General features: G+C 42.9%; 16 protein-coding genes. 14 read left to right on the top strand and 2 right to left on the bottom strand.

Annotated features, from left to right (window positions below):
• The first annotated feature begins 4 nt into the window (after positions 1–4).
• From ACDZ28_RS25925 to ACDZ28_RS25885, 9 genes are all read left to right on the top strand, one after another.
• The gene (locus tag ACDZ28_RS25925) at positions 5–1099 is read left to right on the top strand and encodes an AAA family ATPase (protein ID WP_375103136.1); all 1095 of its coding nucleotides are present in this window, start codon (positions 5–7) and stop codon (positions 1097–1099) included.
• Entirely contained in the window at positions 1099–3438 is a 2340-nt protein-coding gene (locus tag ACDZ28_RS25920) for a DUF5682 family protein (protein ID WP_375103135.1), read from the top strand. The genes ACDZ28_RS25925 and ACDZ28_RS25920 overlap by 1 nt, the downstream gene beginning before the upstream one ends.
• Positions 3439–3440: 2 nt before the next feature.
• The gene (locus tag ACDZ28_RS25915; protein ID WP_375103134.1) at positions 3441–4661 is read left to right on the top strand and encodes a VWA domain-containing protein; all 1221 of its coding nucleotides are present in this window, start codon (positions 3441–3443) and stop codon (positions 4659–4661) included.
• Between the two features lie 468 nt (positions 4662–5129).
• On the top strand, positions 5130–6716 hold the full coding sequence (gene miaB, locus ACDZ28_RS25910) for a tRNA (N6-isopentenyl adenosine(37)-C2)-methylthiotransferase MiaB (RefSeq protein ID WP_375105419.1): 1587 nt from the start codon (positions 5130–5132) through the stop codon (positions 6714–6716).
• A 13-nt stretch (positions 6717–6729) separates the two neighbouring features.
• The gene (locus tag ACDZ28_RS25905) at positions 6730–7194 is read left to right on the top strand and encodes a RicAFT regulatory complex protein RicA family protein (RefSeq protein ID WP_375103133.1); all 465 of its coding nucleotides are present in this window, start codon (positions 6730–6732) and stop codon (positions 7192–7194) included.
• A gap of 165 nt (positions 7195–7359) precedes the next feature.
• Positions 7360–8130 (top strand): NUDIX domain-containing protein, encoded by a 771-nt coding sequence (locus ACDZ28_RS25900; protein ID WP_042128449.1) that lies wholly within the window; start codon positions 7360–7362, stop codon positions 8128–8130.
• Positions 8131–8160: 30 nt separating this feature from the next.
• On the top strand, positions 8161–8700 hold the full coding sequence (locus ACDZ28_RS25895; protein ID WP_375103132.1) for a cysteine hydrolase family protein: 540 nt from the start codon (positions 8161–8163) through the stop codon (positions 8698–8700).
• Between the two features lie 52 nt (positions 8701–8752).
• A complete protein-coding gene (locus tag ACDZ28_RS25890; protein WP_076283476.1) occupies positions 8753–10204 on the top strand; it encodes a nicotinate phosphoribosyltransferase in 1452 nt (483 codons plus the stop codon).
• Between the two features lie 95 nt (positions 10205–10299).
• Positions 10300–10986, top strand: coding sequence for a DUF6273 domain-containing protein (locus ACDZ28_RS25885; protein WP_375103131.1), 687 nt, complete (start codon positions 10300–10302; stop codon positions 10984–10986).
• Positions 10987–11215: 229 nt separating this feature from the next.
• On the opposite strand, the gene ACDZ28_RS25880 is transcribed toward ACDZ28_RS25885, so the two are convergent.
• Both ACDZ28_RS25880 and ACDZ28_RS25875 read right to left on the bottom strand, forming a co-directional pair.
• The gene (locus tag ACDZ28_RS25880; RefSeq protein WP_375103130.1) at positions 11216–11671 is read right to left on the bottom strand and encodes a hypothetical protein; all 456 of its coding nucleotides are present in this window, start codon (positions 11669–11671) and stop codon (positions 11216–11218) included.
• Between the two features lie 356 nt (positions 11672–12027).
• Positions 12028–13371: an amino acid permease gene (locus ACDZ28_RS25875; RefSeq protein ID WP_375103129.1), complete on the bottom strand. Its 1344-nt coding sequence runs from the start codon at positions 13369–13371 to the stop codon at positions 12028–12030.
• 630 nt (positions 13372–14001) lie between these two features.
• Here ACDZ28_RS25875 and ACDZ28_RS25870 point away from each other — a divergent pair.
• From ACDZ28_RS25870 to ACDZ28_RS25850, 5 genes are all read left to right on the top strand, one after another.
• The gene (locus tag ACDZ28_RS25870; protein ID WP_375103128.1) at positions 14002–14454 is read left to right on the top strand and encodes a hypothetical protein; all 453 of its coding nucleotides are present in this window, start codon (positions 14002–14004) and stop codon (positions 14452–14454) included.
• A gap of 286 nt (positions 14455–14740) precedes the next feature.
• The gene (locus ACDZ28_RS25865) at positions 14741–15625 is read left to right on the top strand and encodes a cation diffusion facilitator family transporter (RefSeq protein WP_042128442.1); all 885 of its coding nucleotides are present in this window, start codon (positions 14741–14743) and stop codon (positions 15623–15625) included.
• Between the two features lie 215 nt (positions 15626–15840).
• Positions 15841–15963 carry a YjcZ family sporulation protein gene (locus tag ACDZ28_RS25860; RefSeq protein WP_212567867.1) on the top strand — a complete coding sequence of 41 codons (123 nt, stop codon included), beginning with the start codon at positions 15841–15843 and terminating at the stop codon, positions 15961–15963.
• Between the two features lie 336 nt (positions 15964–16299).
• A complete protein-coding gene (locus ACDZ28_RS25855) occupies positions 16300–16587 on the top strand; it encodes a YolD-like family protein (RefSeq protein ID WP_375103127.1) in 288 nt (95 codons plus the stop codon).
• Positions 16588–16969: 382 nt separating this feature from the next.
• The gene (locus ACDZ28_RS25850) at positions 16970–17980 is read left to right on the top strand and encodes a 2-oxoacid:acceptor oxidoreductase family protein (protein WP_042128438.1); all 1011 of its coding nucleotides are present in this window, start codon (positions 16970–16972) and stop codon (positions 17978–17980) included.
• The last annotated feature ends 23 nt before the right edge of the window (positions 17981–18003 follow it).

Below are 18003 nucleotides of genomic sequence, written 5' to 3'. Positions count from 1 at the left end.
GACGATGAGTCAAGAACTATTACAAGATATTATGAGGCTTCCAGCAGAAAGATTGTATGCACAGGAGTTGGAAGCGCTTCGTAAAGCGGACACTGGTAAGATACCGGCAGGATGGCAGATGTCGCCTCGATCTGTCCTGAAGTTTATAGTTGGCGGTAAAGCAGGGAGTACCGAGATTACACCTAAGTACATTGGTAACAAGCGATTAATAGAGATGGCGATAGCAACACTGGTAACCGATCGTGCATTGTTATTAATTGGTGAGCCGGGTACAGCCAAGTCATGGTTATCTGAGAATTTATCAGCAGCTATCTATGGACAATCAGGACTGGTCGTGCAAGGTACTGCGGGTACGAGTGAAGAGCAGGTCCGTTATTCTTGGAACTACGCGATGCTGCTTGCACAAGGCCCAACTCCGGAAGCGTTAGTAAAAAGTCCCATTATGCGAGCAATGGAGGATGGGGGCATCGCACGTTTCGAGGAAATTTCTCGGTGTGCATCGGAGGTACAAGATGCGTTGATCTCTATCTTATCAGAGAAGACAATTTCAGTGCCTGAGCTAGGCAAGGAGATGAGCGCTCGTAAAGGCTTCTCGATTATTGCAACAGCTAACACAAGAGACCGTGGTGTCAATGATATGTCAACTGCCTTGAAGCGGCGGTTTAATATTATTGTCCTTCCAGCGCCTGCGGATTTGTATACTGAAGTAGAGATTGTGAAGAAACGGGTCCGTGAAATTGCTTCCTCCTACGATTTACAAGCTGCACTTCCTGCAGATGAGGCTTTACATAAGGTCGTGACGATCTTCCGTGAGCTGCGCAGCGGGATGACCTTGGATAAGAAGGAGAAGGTGAAGTCTCCTGCAGGGGTAATTTCCACAGCTGAAGCGATCTCACTCTTAACGAATAGTATGGCGCTGGCCGCAAGCTTCGGTAATGGAGAACTGACAGACGAGGATCTGGCCGCCGGACTGCAAGGTGCCATTGTGAAGGATGATGATAAGGATCAGCTTGTCTGGAGAGAGTATCTCGACAATATAATGAAGAAACGCGGCGCAGATTGGCGGGGGTTATATACGGCTTGTAAGGAGATGAACTAGTGGAGAGCGAAACTACTGGAGCTGGCGTACATTTTTTTGGGGTGCGGCATTTGTCTCCTGGTGGTGCGCAGCATCTATTAAGCTACCTTGATGAGATAGAGCCCACAGCTGTTTTAATTGAAGGGCCAGCAGATGCTACTACTGAGATTCGCCATATCCTCAACACGACAACCAAACCTCCGATAGCTATTTTAGCGTTTACGGAAGAAGTTCCTGTTCGTACAGCCTTATGGCCGCTTGCGGTATATTCCCCCGAATATCAAGCGATGAAATGGGCGGAGCAGCAGGGAGCTCATACAGCTTTTATAGATTTACCCTCTTCAGTAGTTATCGCGTTGCAGGATATACGAACCCGTAACAGAGATTCTGCTAAACAGAGCGAGGGATCCGAAGTTAACGATTCAGACGAGAAGGCTCCGAAGGAGGTTTCTCTCTATGAAAGAATAGCAGAGCTGGCTGGCGAGCTAGATTATGATATGTATTGGGAGCGCAATTTCGAACACAACACTAACAAGGGTGCATATCAGGAAGCGATCATTTCTTTCTCATCCCAAATGCGCCAGATGTCGGAAGAGAATGAAAGACATAACAACGTAATAGAATATGCACACAACACGATTCGTGAAGCTTATATGCGTCGTCAGATTCAGGATACAATCACCGCTGGTCATCAACCACATAAGATCGTTGTTGTATGTGGAGCTTACCATACAGCGGCACTTTCTGATCTGGCCACCGGTATGACCGATGAGGAGATAGACGATCTTCCTTCACTAAATACCAAGCTAACTCTTATGCCCTATACGTATTATAAACTATCTTCCTTGTCAGGCTATGGAGCAGGGAACCTGGCACCTCATTATTATCAAATGATGTGGGAACGTATGATGAACGGTTCACTTGATGACTTACCGCATCACTATCTGTCTACTGTAGCTAGATATTTGCGCAATAGCGGGACACATCGCTCTACAGCAGAAATTATTGAAGCTGTGCGCTTAGCAGAATCATTAGCTGCCCTTCACGGTGGAAGTGCGCCGACGTTAAGAGATTTGCGAGATGCGGCACTGACCTTGCTGGGGCGTGGAGAGCTTAGCGTAATCGCTGAAGCACTTGCTCGTACAGATATCGGTACTGCTATTGGTGAGCTGGCAGAGGGGATTAGTCAGACGCCAATTCAGGATGATCTGAATCGGCAATTAAAACGCTTGAAGCTTGAGAAGTATAAGACCCCTGTAGCAAATGATCTTGAATTAGATCTCCGGGAGAATCGAAGAGTGTCTTCTGAGGAAGCGGCTTATCTGGATTTAAACCGTTCTTTTCTTTTTCATAGGCTCAGAACACTTGGAATCGATCTAGTGAACATAAGAGCAAGTGGTCAGACTGGCGCAACTTGGGCAGAGCATTGGGTCATGAGGTGGTCTCCTGAAGTCGAGATTCAAGTCGTTGAATCTACGCTGCTTGGAGAAACGATTGAGATTGCTTCAGCCTATGTATTGCAGCAAAAATTAGATCACAGCAGTACAATTGCGGAAGCGTCGGCACTTATTCGAACGGCTTATGAGTGCGGGATGCTGAACCAGATGGAAGCAGGACGGCAAACACTTCAGCGCTTAGCTGTTGATACTAGAGATGTAGTGCAAATCGCTGCATCCATTCATGAGTTATCCCTTCTGATTCAGTATGGCGACGTTCGCCGGATAGATACCAAGCCGCTTATTCCGCTGCTAGAACAATTGTACAGACGAGCGTGTCTGTTCTTGCTGGATGCGAGTCAATGTAATGATGAAGCATCGGGTGAGATGCTAAAAGCTATGAACATACTGAATCAGACAGCTATGGAGCATAGTGAGGAAGTTGATGAGCTGTTGTGGATACAAGAGCTGAAGCATTTATCGGAAAGAGATGACTGCAGTCCGCGCTTGTCTGGAGTAGCATGTTCCATACTGTTAGAACGTAATGCGATAACTGCACAGCAATGTTCAGAAGAAGTATCGAGACGACTGTCACCGGGTATTCCTGCAGATCTTGGAGCAGGCTGGTTCGAAGGGATGTCTATGCGTAATCGATATGTACTTTTATCCCGATTAAGTCTGTGGGAACAATTGAACGAGTATATTAATTCTTTGGATGATGATGAATTTGTGCGTGCTTTAGTGTTTTTGCGGCGAGCCTTCAGTACCTTTGAGCCAAGAGAAAAGACTATGATTGCTGAGTTGCTAGGTGAATTGTGGGGCGTGAACACTGAGCAAGTTGCTGAGATTCTGACGGGCGAGCTGAAGGAGGCCGAAGCAAAAATGATTGAGGATTTGAATGATTTTGACTTTGGAGATATATGACGATGAGTACTTCAGTAGATTCAAGTGTTGTAGCTCGCTGGCGGCTTATTCTTGGCCAATTCGCAGAAGAACAGTTGACCGTTTCTAGCGGAAACACAAGTATTCACCTGTCCGAAGATGAACTCATAATGGATCAGGCGCTGGCCGCTATATATGATGAGACGAGTGAGATTGGAAATAGTGGCACTGTTAACACTGCTGCCTCCGGACAAAGAGGAGCAGGATCAGGTAAATCTGCACCTCGGTTGGCGAAATGGTTAGGAGATGTTCGCAATTTTTTCCCTGAGGATATCGTCTCGGTTATTCAACATGATGCAATGGAACGGAAGGGCTGGAAGCAGCTATTATTTGAACCGGAAGTTCTTGCAACAGTGAAACCGGATATACAGTTAGTAGGTACACTCCTTTCCCTTAAAGGAAAGATTCCTGAGAAGACAAAAGACACTGCTCGCCTGTTAGTGAAGGCAGTTGTAGATGATCTTGTTAAGCGTATGGAGGAGGATCTTCGTCGGGCGGTGACGGGTGCACTGAATCGCAGACAGCATTCTCCATTGCCTTCACTTAGTGGCATAGATTGGACACGGACGATAAAACGCAATCTGAAGCATTATGATGCAAAACGGCGGCAGATTATCCCTGAGAGATTCTACTATTATGATCGGGCTAGACGCAGCAAGGAATGGACAGTCATTGTGGATATCGATCAGAGTGGTTCTATGGCAGAATCTATTATTTGGGCCTCAGTTGTGGGCTCGATCTTTGCAAGTATCCCTTCATTAAGTACTCGAGTAGTTGTATTTGATACAGAGGTCGTTGATCTGACTGAGCAATGTGCGAATGATCCTGTTGACATGTTGTTTGGGATTCAGCTAGGCGGTGGTACAGATATACAAAAATCTGTTGCTTATTGTGAACAATTTATTGAGCAGCCGAAGAAGACCTTATTTATTATCATCTCGGATCTGTACGAAGGTGGGAACCAAGCGGGTTTAATCCGTCGTATGCGTCATCTGAAGGAATCAGGTGTCAGAACGATGTGTTTACTCGCTTTATCTGATGAAGGCAAGCCTTTCTACGATGAGCATGTGGCTAGATCCTTGACTCGCGATGGAACGCCTTGTTTTGCGTGTACACCTGCACTGCTGCCTCAGTTAGTAGAAGGTGCGCTAAAAGGACAAGATCTTTCTGAATTAGCCAAGAAACTTGGAACGAAAGGAATTTAACTGGAGATATCATTTTACAATTTCATAAAAAGTGTTCTTCAGACAAGAACTGTGTTTCATTACAGCTTTTGTGGCGTATATAGATATCATACCCCCCTTTATACAATAGAATTTGGCCCTGTCGCTCGCCGGCAGGGTATTTTTTTATGGGAGTCATAGGATAGCTGTTACTTGACCTATTTGAAATTTTCTTTTAGAGTATGCTCTGCACTCTCCCTGTGGTAAAATAGACCTGATTTTTCAAAAATATAGGAAAGTTAAGCTTCACGCTTACATTATCCTTATATTTCTTGCATAAACGGTACCGTCTCTTTTGGGAGGCCAAAGGCGTTTTTGCTTGATAAACCTAGATCAGTGCATATAGGGATTGACATCTAAGATGGAAGTAATGTTACAGGATGTGCTATAATTTTATATTGGGTTAAAACATCAATGAGCTACATTTTAAATAGAGGACGTGAAAACAGCATGACTAAGGGGAACCACAACTCACCGGACTTAAAATCCGGCAAGGGTTCGAAGGATTATTCGAAATATTTTGATTTTAGTGACGCGAAGGTAATTAGTGAAGAAGAAGGTAAGATTACTTACCGGATTAAAGGAAGAAATGTACAAATTAATAGTCAGCCTGATTACAAAGAAGGAAAACGGCGCGGCAAGGAAGAAATAGAAGTGCATTATGATTTCGAGATTCCAGAAGAAATGCACAATTTCGGAGTAGACAAATATTATCATATAACGACTTACGGCTGCCAAATGAATGAGCATGACACGGAAACGATGAAGGGCCTTTTGGAACAGATGGGCTACAAAAGCGTCGATGACCGGAATGATGCGGATATCATTCTCTTAAATACTTGTGCGATTCGCGAGAACGCCGAGGATAAGGTATTTGGAGAGCTTGGTCATCTTAAGAACTTGAAGATTGAGAAGCCAGGTCTTTTGCTGGGCGTGTGTGGCTGCATGTCGCAGGAGGAAGGCGTAGTCAATCGAATTATGTCTAAGCATGGATTCGTGGATATGATCTTCGGTACGCATAATATTCACCGACTGCCACACCTCATTAAAGAAGCTGTATTCAGCAAAGAGCTTGTGGTGGAGGTATGGTCTAAGGAAGGCGATATTATTGAGAATTTACCGAAGAAACGCGAGGGTATGCGGGCTTGGGTAAATATTATGTATGGCTGTGATAAGTTCTGTACGTACTGTATCGTACCCTTTACACGGGGAAAAGAACGCAGTCGCCGTCCGGAAGACGTCATTGCTGAAGTAAGAGAGCTTGCGCGTCAAGGCTTTAAGGAAGTCACTTTACTGGGGCAGAACGTAAACGCATACGGTAAGGATTTTACAGACATTGATTACACCTTCGGTGATCTGATGGATGACATGCGTTTGATTGATATTCCGCGCATTCGCTTTATGACATCGCATCCGCGTGATTTTGACGATAAATTAATTGAAGTACTAGGCAAAGGCGGCAATCTGGTGGAACATATCCATCTACCGGTTCAATCGGGAAGCACTGCTGTACTTAAGAAAATGAGTCGCAAATATACTCGTGAAGCTTATCTGGAGTTAGTTCGCAAGATCAAGATAAGTGTGCCTAATGCAGTGTTGAGTACCGATATTATCGTTGGTTTCCCTGGAGAGACGGACGAGCAATTTGAAGATACTCTTTCGCTAGTGCGCGAGGTTGGGTATGATATGGCATATACGTTCATTTATTCACCTCGTGAGGGTACTCCTGCAGCTGCTATGGAGGATAATGTACCTATGTCGGTGAAGAGCGAACGTCTACAAAGACTCAATGATCTCATTAAAGAGAACAGCCGGATTATTAATGACCGTATGTTAGGTGAAGTCGTTGAGGTGCTGGTTGAAGGGGAGAGTAAGAATAACTCTGAAGTCCTTTCCGGCCGTTCCCGTGCGAACAAGCTGGTCCATTTTGAAGGTCCGAAGGAGCTTGTTGGCACATTTGTAAAAGTGAGAATTACAGATACCAAAACATGGTACATTAAAGGGGATATTGTGGCAGAAGCTGCAGCTGTTCATTAATCATCACATACGAATGGGGAGATGGCTTGTGAGTACAGAGGAACAACGTTTGAATAAATATGGAATGAAGACTTATAATACCCGTGACTTAATTGTACGCGAGGATATTATGGGCAAAGCTAAAGAACTTGCAACATTAATTTCAACTAGTGAAGAGGTAAAGCATTTTCAACAGGCAGAACAAAAAATCTTGAACCACGAGCGGGTACAAAGCCTGATCGCCACGATTAAGAAAAAGCAGAAGGAGATTGTTGCCTTCGAAAGCTTTAATAATAAAGATATGGTAGCTAAGATCGAGCGTGAAATTGAAGTGTTGCAGGATGAAATTGACGGCATTCCAGTCGTGAACGAATTTCAGCAGAGCCAGAGTGACATCAATTATCTACTCCAGCTTGTAATTTCCGTGATTAGAGATACTGTTTCGGAAAAAATTAATGTGGAAGCCGGCACCGAAGCGCCTCCGACCACATGCGGATAACCCACACTCAGTTTAGGGGGCGGATGCAGATCCGCCCCCTTAAGTTTCACACTATACATAATCCTTATCTTTCTATGTCCAGCTGTTGATTTTAGAAGTTAAGGTTTGGTACATTTAAAGATACGAATCAGTAAAATTATAGCTTCGGAAAAGGATGGGGCAAATATGAGCGAAAATGGGGAACAAACCTATAACGCCAAAAAATATCGTACACCGGACGGAGTTCCGGCTGACATCGTAATGTTTACACTGACCAAACGCGAACGTAAGACGGTCACAAAGACACTTCCCTTACGTGAGCTTAAAGTCATGTTAATTCGACGGAAGAAATGGCCATGTGCTGGAATGTGGGCTCTCCCTGGCGGTTTCTGTCAGGAGGATGAGTCCATTTATGCTGCCGCTACCCGTGAACTCAAAGAAGAGACTGGTGTAGATGGCGGTCATTTGGAATATTTGGGCGTTTACAGTACACCAGGTCGCGACCCTCGCGGTTGGATTATCAGTCATGCCTTTTTCGCCCTGGTAGAGGAATGGATGCTTGAGCAAAGACAAGCTTCAGATGATGCTGGCGAGGTAGGATTATTTACGTTGCAGGAAGCGCTTGAAGAGCTGGAGCTCGCTTTTGACCACCACGATATCATCAAGGATGCATACTTACGTATTCAACAACAAATGCTGCAAACTACGATTGCAAGACAGTTTTTGCCTAGGCATTTTACCCTTAGTGAGCTCTATCAGGTGATACAAACGGTAGTGCCGGAATTTAAGGAACCGAATTTTATCCGTAAAATCACTTCAACACGTAGTCGTCAGGGTATATTAAAAGAAGTAAGAGACGAAGAGGGAAATGCGCTTAGTTCAAATCAATACTCCCAGCGTCCAGCTCAGCTCTATATGTTCACAGATCATGAGCCTTTGTTATCCATTTATACGTAGTGGCTTAAATCAGGAGAGGGGATTAATCTCATGAGAGCACTAATAGTGATCGACTTTACTAATGATTTTGTTAATGGAAATCTACCTGTTGGTCAGCCAGCCGTAGATATCGAGCCTAGGATCAGCCAGTTAACTTCAGCGTTTGTACACAGTGGCGATTATGTTGTTATGGCCGTGGATTTGCATGAAGAGAATGACACTTACCATCCGGAGAGCAAGCTATTCCCTCCTCATAATGTACGCGGGAGTGACGGACGAGAGTTGTTCGGAAGCTTGAAGTCTGTATATGAGCAGAATCGAGAATCCATCTATTGGATGGACAAAACGCGTTATAGCGCCTTTAGTGGAACAGATCTGGAGATCAAGCTGCGGGAACGAGGCATTACTGAACTTCATTTAATTGGGGTCTGCACAGATATTTGTGTACTGCACACAGCAGTGGATGCCTATAACAAAGGGTTTGCTATTACAGTGCACGAGGATGCGGTAGCCAGCTTTAATCCCGGTGGACATACTTGGGCATTAGAACATTTCCGGGGAAGTTTAGGAGCAGCCTTTGTTAAGGCATAATACTAGAACAGAACATACACATATAGCAGCGTAGATATTAGGAGATGAGGACTTGAGAAGAGAACTTGCGCTACATACGGATAAATATCAGATCAATATGATGTACGCTCACTGGGTGAATGGAACTCATAAACGGAAGGCTGTATTTGAGGCTTATTTCCGTAAGCTACCTTTCGGTAACGGCTATGCTGTATTCGCAGGGTTAGAGCGTATTGTTGGTTATATCGGCGGTTTGCGGTTCACCGAAGATGATATCCGTTATTTGTCGGAGCAAGAAGAGAACTATGCTCCCGCATTTTTGGAGGAACTGTTACAGTTTCATTTTCAGGGAACCGTTCATTCGATGAAAGAAGGCGCTTTGATTTTTCCGGATGAGCCATTAATCCGTGTGGAAGGGACAATTATGGAGGCTCAGCTGGTGGAGACAGCCATTCTGAACTTCATGAACTACCAGACGTTGATCGCTACTAAGGCTTCACGAATTAAGCAGGTGGCTCCGAATGACATCTTGCTGGAGTTTGGTACCCGGCGTGCGCAAGAAGCTGATGCAGCAGTGTGGGGGGCTAGAGCAGCCTATATTGGCGGCTTTGATGCTACTTCTAACATGCTGGCGGGTAAAATGTTTAGTATTCCGACCAAGGGAACACATGCACATTCCTGGGTTCAGAGCTTTGGCAGCGAACAGGAGGCTTTTGATGCCTATGCTAAGGTGATGCCGGACGAAGTGACACTGTTGGTAGACACCTTTGATACACTCCGTAGTGGGGTGCCTAATGCAATCAATACAGCTAAGAAGCTTGAGGCACAAGGTAAGAAAATGGTCGGTATCCGTTTGGATAGCGGTGACTTGGCTTACTTATCCCGTCAAGCGCGGAAGATGCTGGATGATGCTGGCCTGGATTATGTGAAGATTGTGGCTTCCAATGATTTGGATGAGAACACGATCATGGATCTGAAGCTGCAAGGCGCAGCTATTGATACTTGGGGAGTGGGTACACAATTGATCACAGCCTCGGACCAACCCTCTTTGGGTGGGGTCTATAAGCTGGTGGAAATTGAGTCCGCAACTGGAGAAATGATCCCGACGATCAAGATTTCCTCTAACCCTGAGAAAGTATCCACACCTGGAAAGAAGGACGTATTTCGGATTATCGGTAAAAATGGCAAAGCGCTTGCGGATTATATCTGCTTTCCAGAAGAGGAAGCTCCACGTAACGGTGCGCGGTTGAAGCTGTTTAATCCGCTGCATCCATATATGCATAAGTATGTCGAGCGTTACGAGGCATTGCCTATGCTAGAACCGATATACGTTAACGGATTTCAAGTGTATACTTTACCGGATTTGAATGAGGTTCGCCGTTATCATCGGGAGCAAAAGGACCTATTCTGGCCGGAGTATCAACGTAAGCTGAATCCTGAAGTATATCGGGTGAATTTGAGTGAAAAGGTCTGGACTAGCAAACAGCAGTTAATCGCTGAGCATATACGCCCGGATATTGAATAGATTTTGCAGGATTAATTCTGTCAACAGTGTTAACGCGGGAGAGTGATGTACCCGCGTTTTTTTGTTTTTTCGGAGCAAATAAGGAGGAGAACTTAATGGAAAAGGGGAAGCTTGCTTTAGCGCTGAACAGAAACGTTAAACTAGGCCAAATCATTACTTTCGGCACGTATTCACAATCAAAGGATGGTAAAGCACTGCCGATTGAATGGCGTGTTCTCCATAACTCTGGTAGTGAACTGATTGTTTTGAGTGAATATATTTTGGACTGCAAGAGATATCAAGGCAAGAGCGCAGATGTAAAATGGCGTGATAGCGTGGATATTACGTGGCACGACTGTGATTTACGAGAGTGGTTGAATGATGAATTCTATCACACAGCATTCAATGCAACTGAGAAGGAATTAATAAAGACGACCCGTTGTAATGACAATGGAGAGGGTACCCCAGATACAGAGGATAATGTTTTTTTGCTTAGTGTGGATGAGATAAAGGCATACTCTGAGATACACGGCAAAGAGCTGCGCCGTGCCGTTGGAACGGACTTTGCCAAAATGAAAAAATCTGATGGATGCAGCTTATACGTATATGATAAAACGGATAAAGAGAACTATATAATCAAAGACGGCGAGGAGTTTGGCTGCTCTTGGTGGTGGCTGCGTACACAAGGAAACAAACCTTCACGTGCGTTTTTTATCGGACCGGGCTGCAGTATTCGCAGCTATGCGAATGTAAGTGTAGCCCGTGACGGTGTGCGCCCAGCAATAGTAATTAATCTTCCATGATAAAGACAATCGGTTTAGAGTGGCAATAATTAAAAAAGAGGCGTGTCCCTCTCTTCGCTAATGTGAAGAACAAGGGATACACCTCTTTTTATTAAGTATTATTATTACACTGGTAGATCTTGTATCTCGATTATTTAAACATCTAAAGCTTGCGATTTAAAAAAAGATTCTCGATAACCAAGGATCGACTTCTTGGTGCCTGCAAAAATTACACATCTCATTCTTATAACTACAGTCCGATAAACATATTTCTACTAAACGGCCCCCAGTTTGCCCCTGTGTACCCTGATCTCTCCTCTAAATTAACAAAACAAGGGAGCAAGATATACAGAACGCCCATAGTAGCATTCGTATTGAAGGACATAACAAATCTCATTTTTGAATTATCAATTGCAGCTATCATTCCCTTATCAGCACGAATCGTATTCTCTCTAGTAAGGGCCTCTCCCATTCCTACACTAGCTATGTCATTTGGATTTGGCATATTACTTCTTATCCAATAATTCGAAATATTTGTTGCAGATGCTAAATCCGCAGGTTGATCATAAGTAACTAAAATTTGATTCAAAGCAATTTGTCTTGCCTCCACTACGACAGGATGAGGCATCACCATTTCTCTTTCGTCAACAGTTGTATTCCTCATCCCATTGGGATAAATCATAGTAGAATTATTATAGATAGACATTCTGTTCCCTCCATTATTAATTACAATAGTCATTTGTCACGAGACATTGTATGTAAAGGAGTCATGATTAGTGTTAGATAAACAGATATACAAAAAAAGAAAGGGAGAGTGATGTTCCTGCGTTTTTTTTGTTTTTTTCCAAAACGAAAAAATCCGATGGCTTCAGCTTATTTGTATATGAAAAACGGTTGAAGATAACTATATAACCAAAGAAGGCGAAGAAGTTGGCCGCTCATGGTGGTGACTGCGAACATGTTTTGAATGGCAATAATTAAAAAGAGGCGTGTCCCTCTCTTCGCTAATGTGAAGAACAAGGGATACACCTCTTTTTGATAAATTGGTCCGAGCTAGAACCCTTAATTCTTTTTCTTGAATTTTACGAACGACCAAATCGTAAGCATCAACACGACAGCCAGACACGTACCTATACTGATACGGTTCTGAGCATCGAAGAGGAAGGAAACCGCGATAACCGCTAAACAAGCAAGTGTTAGAACGGTTATATAAGGGAATCCCCATACCTTAAAGGTGGGTTCTTTCGGATAAGACTTTCTCAGTTTAAGTTGTGACATACAAATACTGATCCATACGAGAATAACCACAAAGCCTGGAACAGCCATTAGTAAACGGAACAGGCCATCTTGCGCGAAGTACGCTAGCATGGATCCAATAACAAGAACAACAGCACAGAGCTTCAGACTGTTGATCGGTACACCTTTTGCAGAGGTTTTTGCTAAGCTGCGTGGTGCTTCGCCCTGTGAAGCCATAGAGTGTAGCATCCGGGTGGCGCCATAGATACCAGAATTGGCAGCAGAGAGCACTGCTGTAATCAGAATGAAGTTCATGACGTGATCGGCACCCTTAAGTCCTGTAGCGGCTAACACTTGAACAAACGGGCTTGTATGCTCATTCAGTTGATTCCAGGGTATTAAGCCACAGATGACTAAAATCGGTAATGTATAGAACAGAATCACGCGTAGAATGAAGCTTTTAACAACCTTAGGTAAGACCTTTTCTGCATCCTGTGTCTCCGTCAGGGTAAGTCCGATTAACTCAGACCCGCCGTATGAGAACATAACGACAAGAAGGGCAGAGAAGATGGGGGCCCAGCCTCTCGGGAGAAATCCACCATAATCCGTAAAGTTGTGTAAGTAAGGAGTAGCCTCAGACATTGGTAACAGTCCGAAAATTAATGAGCTTCCTAAGATAATGAAGATGATGATCATAGCGATTTTGATTCCGGCTAACCAAAACTCCGTCTCTCCATAACCACCTACACTCATCATGTTGATGCCGATAATCAAAGCTCCACTTGCAAGACTAAGCAGCCATAATGGAACATCCGGTAACCAGTATTGCAAGAAGCTGCCTGCTGCCAGCACTTCAATCACACAGACGGTCAACCACATGAAGCAATACAACCAGCCCACGATAAAGGAGAGCCGTTCCCCAAAAGCCTCACGAATGAAGTCCTTCATGTTCCTATTCGGGTAAACCGTAGCCATTTCCGCTATGGCCCCCATGACCACTAAGAGTAGCAAGCCTGCTAAAACATAAGTAAGAATAACCGCAGGTCCAGCAATACTAATGGTCTCAGAACTTCCTTTAAAAATCCCCGTACCGATTACTCCGCCCATCGCCATAAAGCTGATATGCCGAGGAAGCAATTTTTTCTGTAATGATGCTTCGTTTGACTTCACAATTAATGCCTCCTAAGCTGTCTTCGAAAAATTACACCAAGCATCAGTTTATCCTGAAACGGACTAGTTGAAAAGTAAAAATAACACATATTTTTTTGCATAAGGGTGACTTTTCACTCGAGTGTGATATTTAACATGTAGAATATGATAAATATTCGTTATAAAATAAGAAGATATTTTAAGTTTTACCCACATTCTCCCCACAATTATTATCCATTCATGAATAAATCGAATTTTTCTGAAGCTTCTTTTCTTCTTTTCATGGTCACGTGTAAATAAGCCTTGTTACTAATGCATTGCTATGTCCTAAATGTTTTTGAATCGTTTCAATCGTAACTCCGATTTCTGCTATTAGAGAAACGTGTGTAGAATACATATACATAATGTTCCAAATGAATTAATCTATTCATATGAATAATGAAAACTATCAGTATAGAAATACATACTTTTCTGTGGGAAATCCAGCAATTCTATGGATCACAATACTTGGCTTGTTGCTACTAGGATTTGTTTTGCTTTATTTGATTCAGAAATATCGAAAGAAGAGAAAATGAGAAACCAGACTAGTGTCGGAGGTGTGCTTTTTCACCTTGAAATATACTTAACCAATTAATAATTTGGGAGGGTATTATGATGAATTATGGATTTCAATTTTCGTTGAAAGGCCTTTTATTGTACGCATTACAGCTGCTTCCTAATATAATCTGGATGTTCATGCCTCCAGCAAATAATGTGCTTACTGAAAACAGTTCCGTCTATAAAATATTGAATATTATAGAAGGAATGTTTGGAGTGTTGACGGTTATTCTTATGATTGTTCTGATAAACAAAGGCGAAGGAAGTAACAGCAACCTTTACATCGGACTGGCAATAATGTTTTTGGCAGCTTATTATATTTCTTGGGTTTTCTATTATAATGGGGTGGTTGCTCCATGGTTACTGATATTAGGAATTGCATGCATGCCGCCTTTGTATTTCTTTTTCGTCGGACTTTGGATGAAAAACTATATTCTCCTCGTTCCATGTGCTATTTTTGGAATCACCCATATTTTGATTACTGCCATGAATTATTTGAGACCGTAAATTATACTATATGAAAACTGTGACCATACCTGATTCGTCAGGAATTAGTTTGAAATAAAGCATACATAAAATAACCCGCTGGGCTTTTGCCTGACGGGTTTCTTCTTGTTTATACATTGAACTCCGTAATTTAGATTTCGTAGATGGTAGTGTTTTTTTCTTGCACTATGGAAAGACTTTAAAGCAGGATATACTATCTTGTAGATTTGCAATAAGGTTGCTGTAGACCCACACGATATCCGTCTGCTAAGTTATTATTTATATCAGAAAAAAGGTTGTGAAGCTCTTGAATGGTTCGAAAGTTGCTTTCCTATCTGTACTTAGCAACACATTTGTCGTTCTTCTAAAACTCATTGTAGGCATTGTTACAGGTTCTGTGGCAGTTATTTCGGAAGCGATCCATTCTACCTTAGATTTAGTAGCCTCGTTAATAGCATTCTTTTCGGTCCGAATATCGAGCCGTTCTGCGGATAAAACACACCCTTATGGGCACGGCAAGGTGGAGAATATTTCAGGGACGATTGAAACCTTACTTATTTTTGTAGCAGGAATATGGATTATTTATGAGTGCATCCATAAAATATTGAATCCAACCGACATCGAGCTTCCCTATTTGGGAATCATTGTGATGGTGGTCGGGGCAGGACTCAATTATGTCGTTTCCCGAAAGGTTAAGAAGAAGGCAGATGAACTCCATTCTGTTGCAATGAAATCTAATGCCCTGCATCTTCTGACTGATGTTTTCACATCTTTGGGCGTAGCGGCTAGTTTATTATTGGTCACCATTACTGGATGGACAATACTGGACCCAATTATCGGAATTATTTTAGCTTGTTATATTATGAGTGAAGCCTACAAGCTCCTCAAGGAATCCTTTCCGCCTTTGCTGGACGCACGACTAACTGATGAAGAGGAAATCGAGATCTTACGTATCATTGAAGTATTTAAAGAAAGATTTATCGAAATTCATGATTTTCGTACCCGTCGATCTGGTCCGGAAGAATATGTGGATTTCCACCTTGTCATCCCTTCCTCGATGGATATCAGTACGGCTCATAAAATATGCGATGAAATTGAACATGCCATTAAAATAGCTTTCAAACATGCTCAGGTGTTGATACATGTTGAACCAGAGGAAGAGCTGTTAAAAAATCAACCGCAGACTCATTAAGAAGGTGATGAAAATCTTGTGAGCATTAAGAGAGCTAGTCCAGGATCGTCCGAGTTGACTGAGATAGAAGCGTCCTGTCAACCTTAGAAGGAGGAGGTGCATGAAAGGGCTGTTTAGATCCTCTGGTGGATAGACATCTTGTTACCCATTTACCCAAGCGCTATAAGGGGGATTGCATATCCTAAGATGTACTCAAATGCAGAGGAGGAATTATAATGAGCGAAAATGTTGCTGGTGTTGGATATGGAGGCGGTATCGGGGGTGCCTTTACATCTACTGGTGCAATCTTAGTATTGTTTATCCTCCTTGTAATTATTTCTAAGACAATCCTGCTATAAGATGTTAGCGGAAGTCTGAGGTGTTTAATCCGTCAGCCCAAACTGCTGACGGATTTTTTTTACATTGATTTAAGAACGTATGTTTGGTTATAATGAAAACGGATGTTCTTATTCTGGAGGCTGAATATGCTCAGTAACACGGCACGGAAGACTCCTGAGACAGCGATTATAGTTGAAGGAAGGGAAAGGCTGGCCCTGTGATTCAAAAGGGTTCAGACAGTGACATAGGAGATACAGTGAGGCATGGACGGCAGTAGCACTGATTACTGGACGATGAAATAGGGGAGTTTCATGGCTGGATAACTCGAAGATAATGGACTAAGGGAGGGGAGCCGAATGATTATACCAGAGCATAAACAGTGTATTCTTTCTGATTCGCGGAATGAGATTCATAGCGAACTTAATCTAGATCCTCAAGCGTTAGCTGAGATATCTCAGGTACTAGCTCAATCAATGGAGGATCATAGTCCGATAACACTCACACTATTTGACCAAGTTAAAGATAAGGAAATACGTGGTATTGTAATGCGAGTAGATCAAAAATTACAGCAGATTAAATTGAGAACAAGTGATGATGGTTGGGAATGGGTCGAAATGGTTGATGTTATAGGAGCTTTTACATAGTAAAGCCTCAGGGTAATCCTGAGGCTTTTTCTTATTTAATAATGTACTTACCTTAACCCGGAAACTATATCCCATCCACCGTTTTAAGGGAGAGAATCTTTTCATTAGAATATTTCCTGTAATTCTGAAAGGCTCTTTTGATACTCAGGAAAACTTTCTTTACCACAAACGGGAAGAGGTTATTGATAGTTTCAAATGTGGAATGTGATGAATTTAACATCTTAATTTTTAATTTTATTGCTAAATATAAGTAGCTAAATATGCTTAGGTAACACATGGAAAATGCAAGATTTGTCACTTCGCAACTTGCAAAATCAAGATACAATCGTTGAAAAAGTCAAAAGGATATTATACTGATGACATTCTGAAAGGGGCTATGTCGGTGGTACAGTTACCAAAAGTGAACGAACTCGGTTTTTTTGAGATTCGTCTGGAATCAATTGGAGGGCTAGGCGCGAACTTAGCTGGTAAAATGCTTGCAGAAGCAGGCGTTGTCGGTGCTGGAATGAATGGAGTGAGCTTTTCATCCTATGGTTCTGAGAAAAAGGGATCAGCGGTAAAAGCGCATATCCGTTTTTGTGATTTGAACACGCATATTCGTGACACTTCACCGGTAGAACGACCTCATGTTGTAGGTATATTCCACGAAGCGTTGGCAAAGACCGTCAACGTAACTAGCGGAATTTATGATCATAGCACGGTGCTAGTGAACTCAGCCAAGTCACCGGAGGATTTGAAGGCTTCTTTAAATATGATGGCAGGAACCATAGCTGTTGTTGATGCCACAACGATCGCATTAGATGAGAAGAACCGTGTAAACATGGCAATGTTAGGCGCATTGTTCCGGATGTGTGATTTTTTGGATCCTGAAATTATGAAGGGTGTTATCGAGAAATCTCTTGGCAAAAAATATCCGCAGGCTGTTCAATCTGCACTAACTACTTTCGAACGTGGATTTAATGAAGTTACTTTCATGCATTTCCCTTTGCCTGAAGGTGCGGTTATGCCTGAGTTCGTCCGATCCGATATTTCGGCCTTAGGTTATGAGACACAGCCTATTGGCGGTACCATTACGAATCCTGGCAGCAGCTTTTTAAAGAATCTCAGCATTTCAAGATCCGGTTTATTACCTCATTTTAAATTAGATGATTGTATTCATTGTGCACAGTGCGATACGGTATGCCCTGATTTATGTTTTGTTTGGGAGGAGCAGCCTGATAAGAAGGGGCGTCCGCAAATGTTCCTGCAAGGCATTGATTATCAATACTGTAAAGGCTGTTTAAAATGCGTAGAAGCTTGTCCTACAACGGCTTTGTCTGGCGAACGCGAGGAAGATGGCTATGCAGAAAGTCATACTGTCCGGCATATTTTTGATCTCGTTACCGAGGCCTAATTAACGATGGAAAGGTGGAACAC

This window comes from Paenibacillus sp. RS8, assembly GCF_041956825.1.
In the GTDB taxonomy this organism is placed as follows: domain Bacteria; phylum Bacillota; class Bacilli; order Paenibacillales; family Paenibacillaceae; genus Paenibacillus_AQ.
The sequence above is the reverse complement of the archived record's forward strand: the minus strand, read 5'-3'. Positions and strand labels throughout refer to the sequence as shown.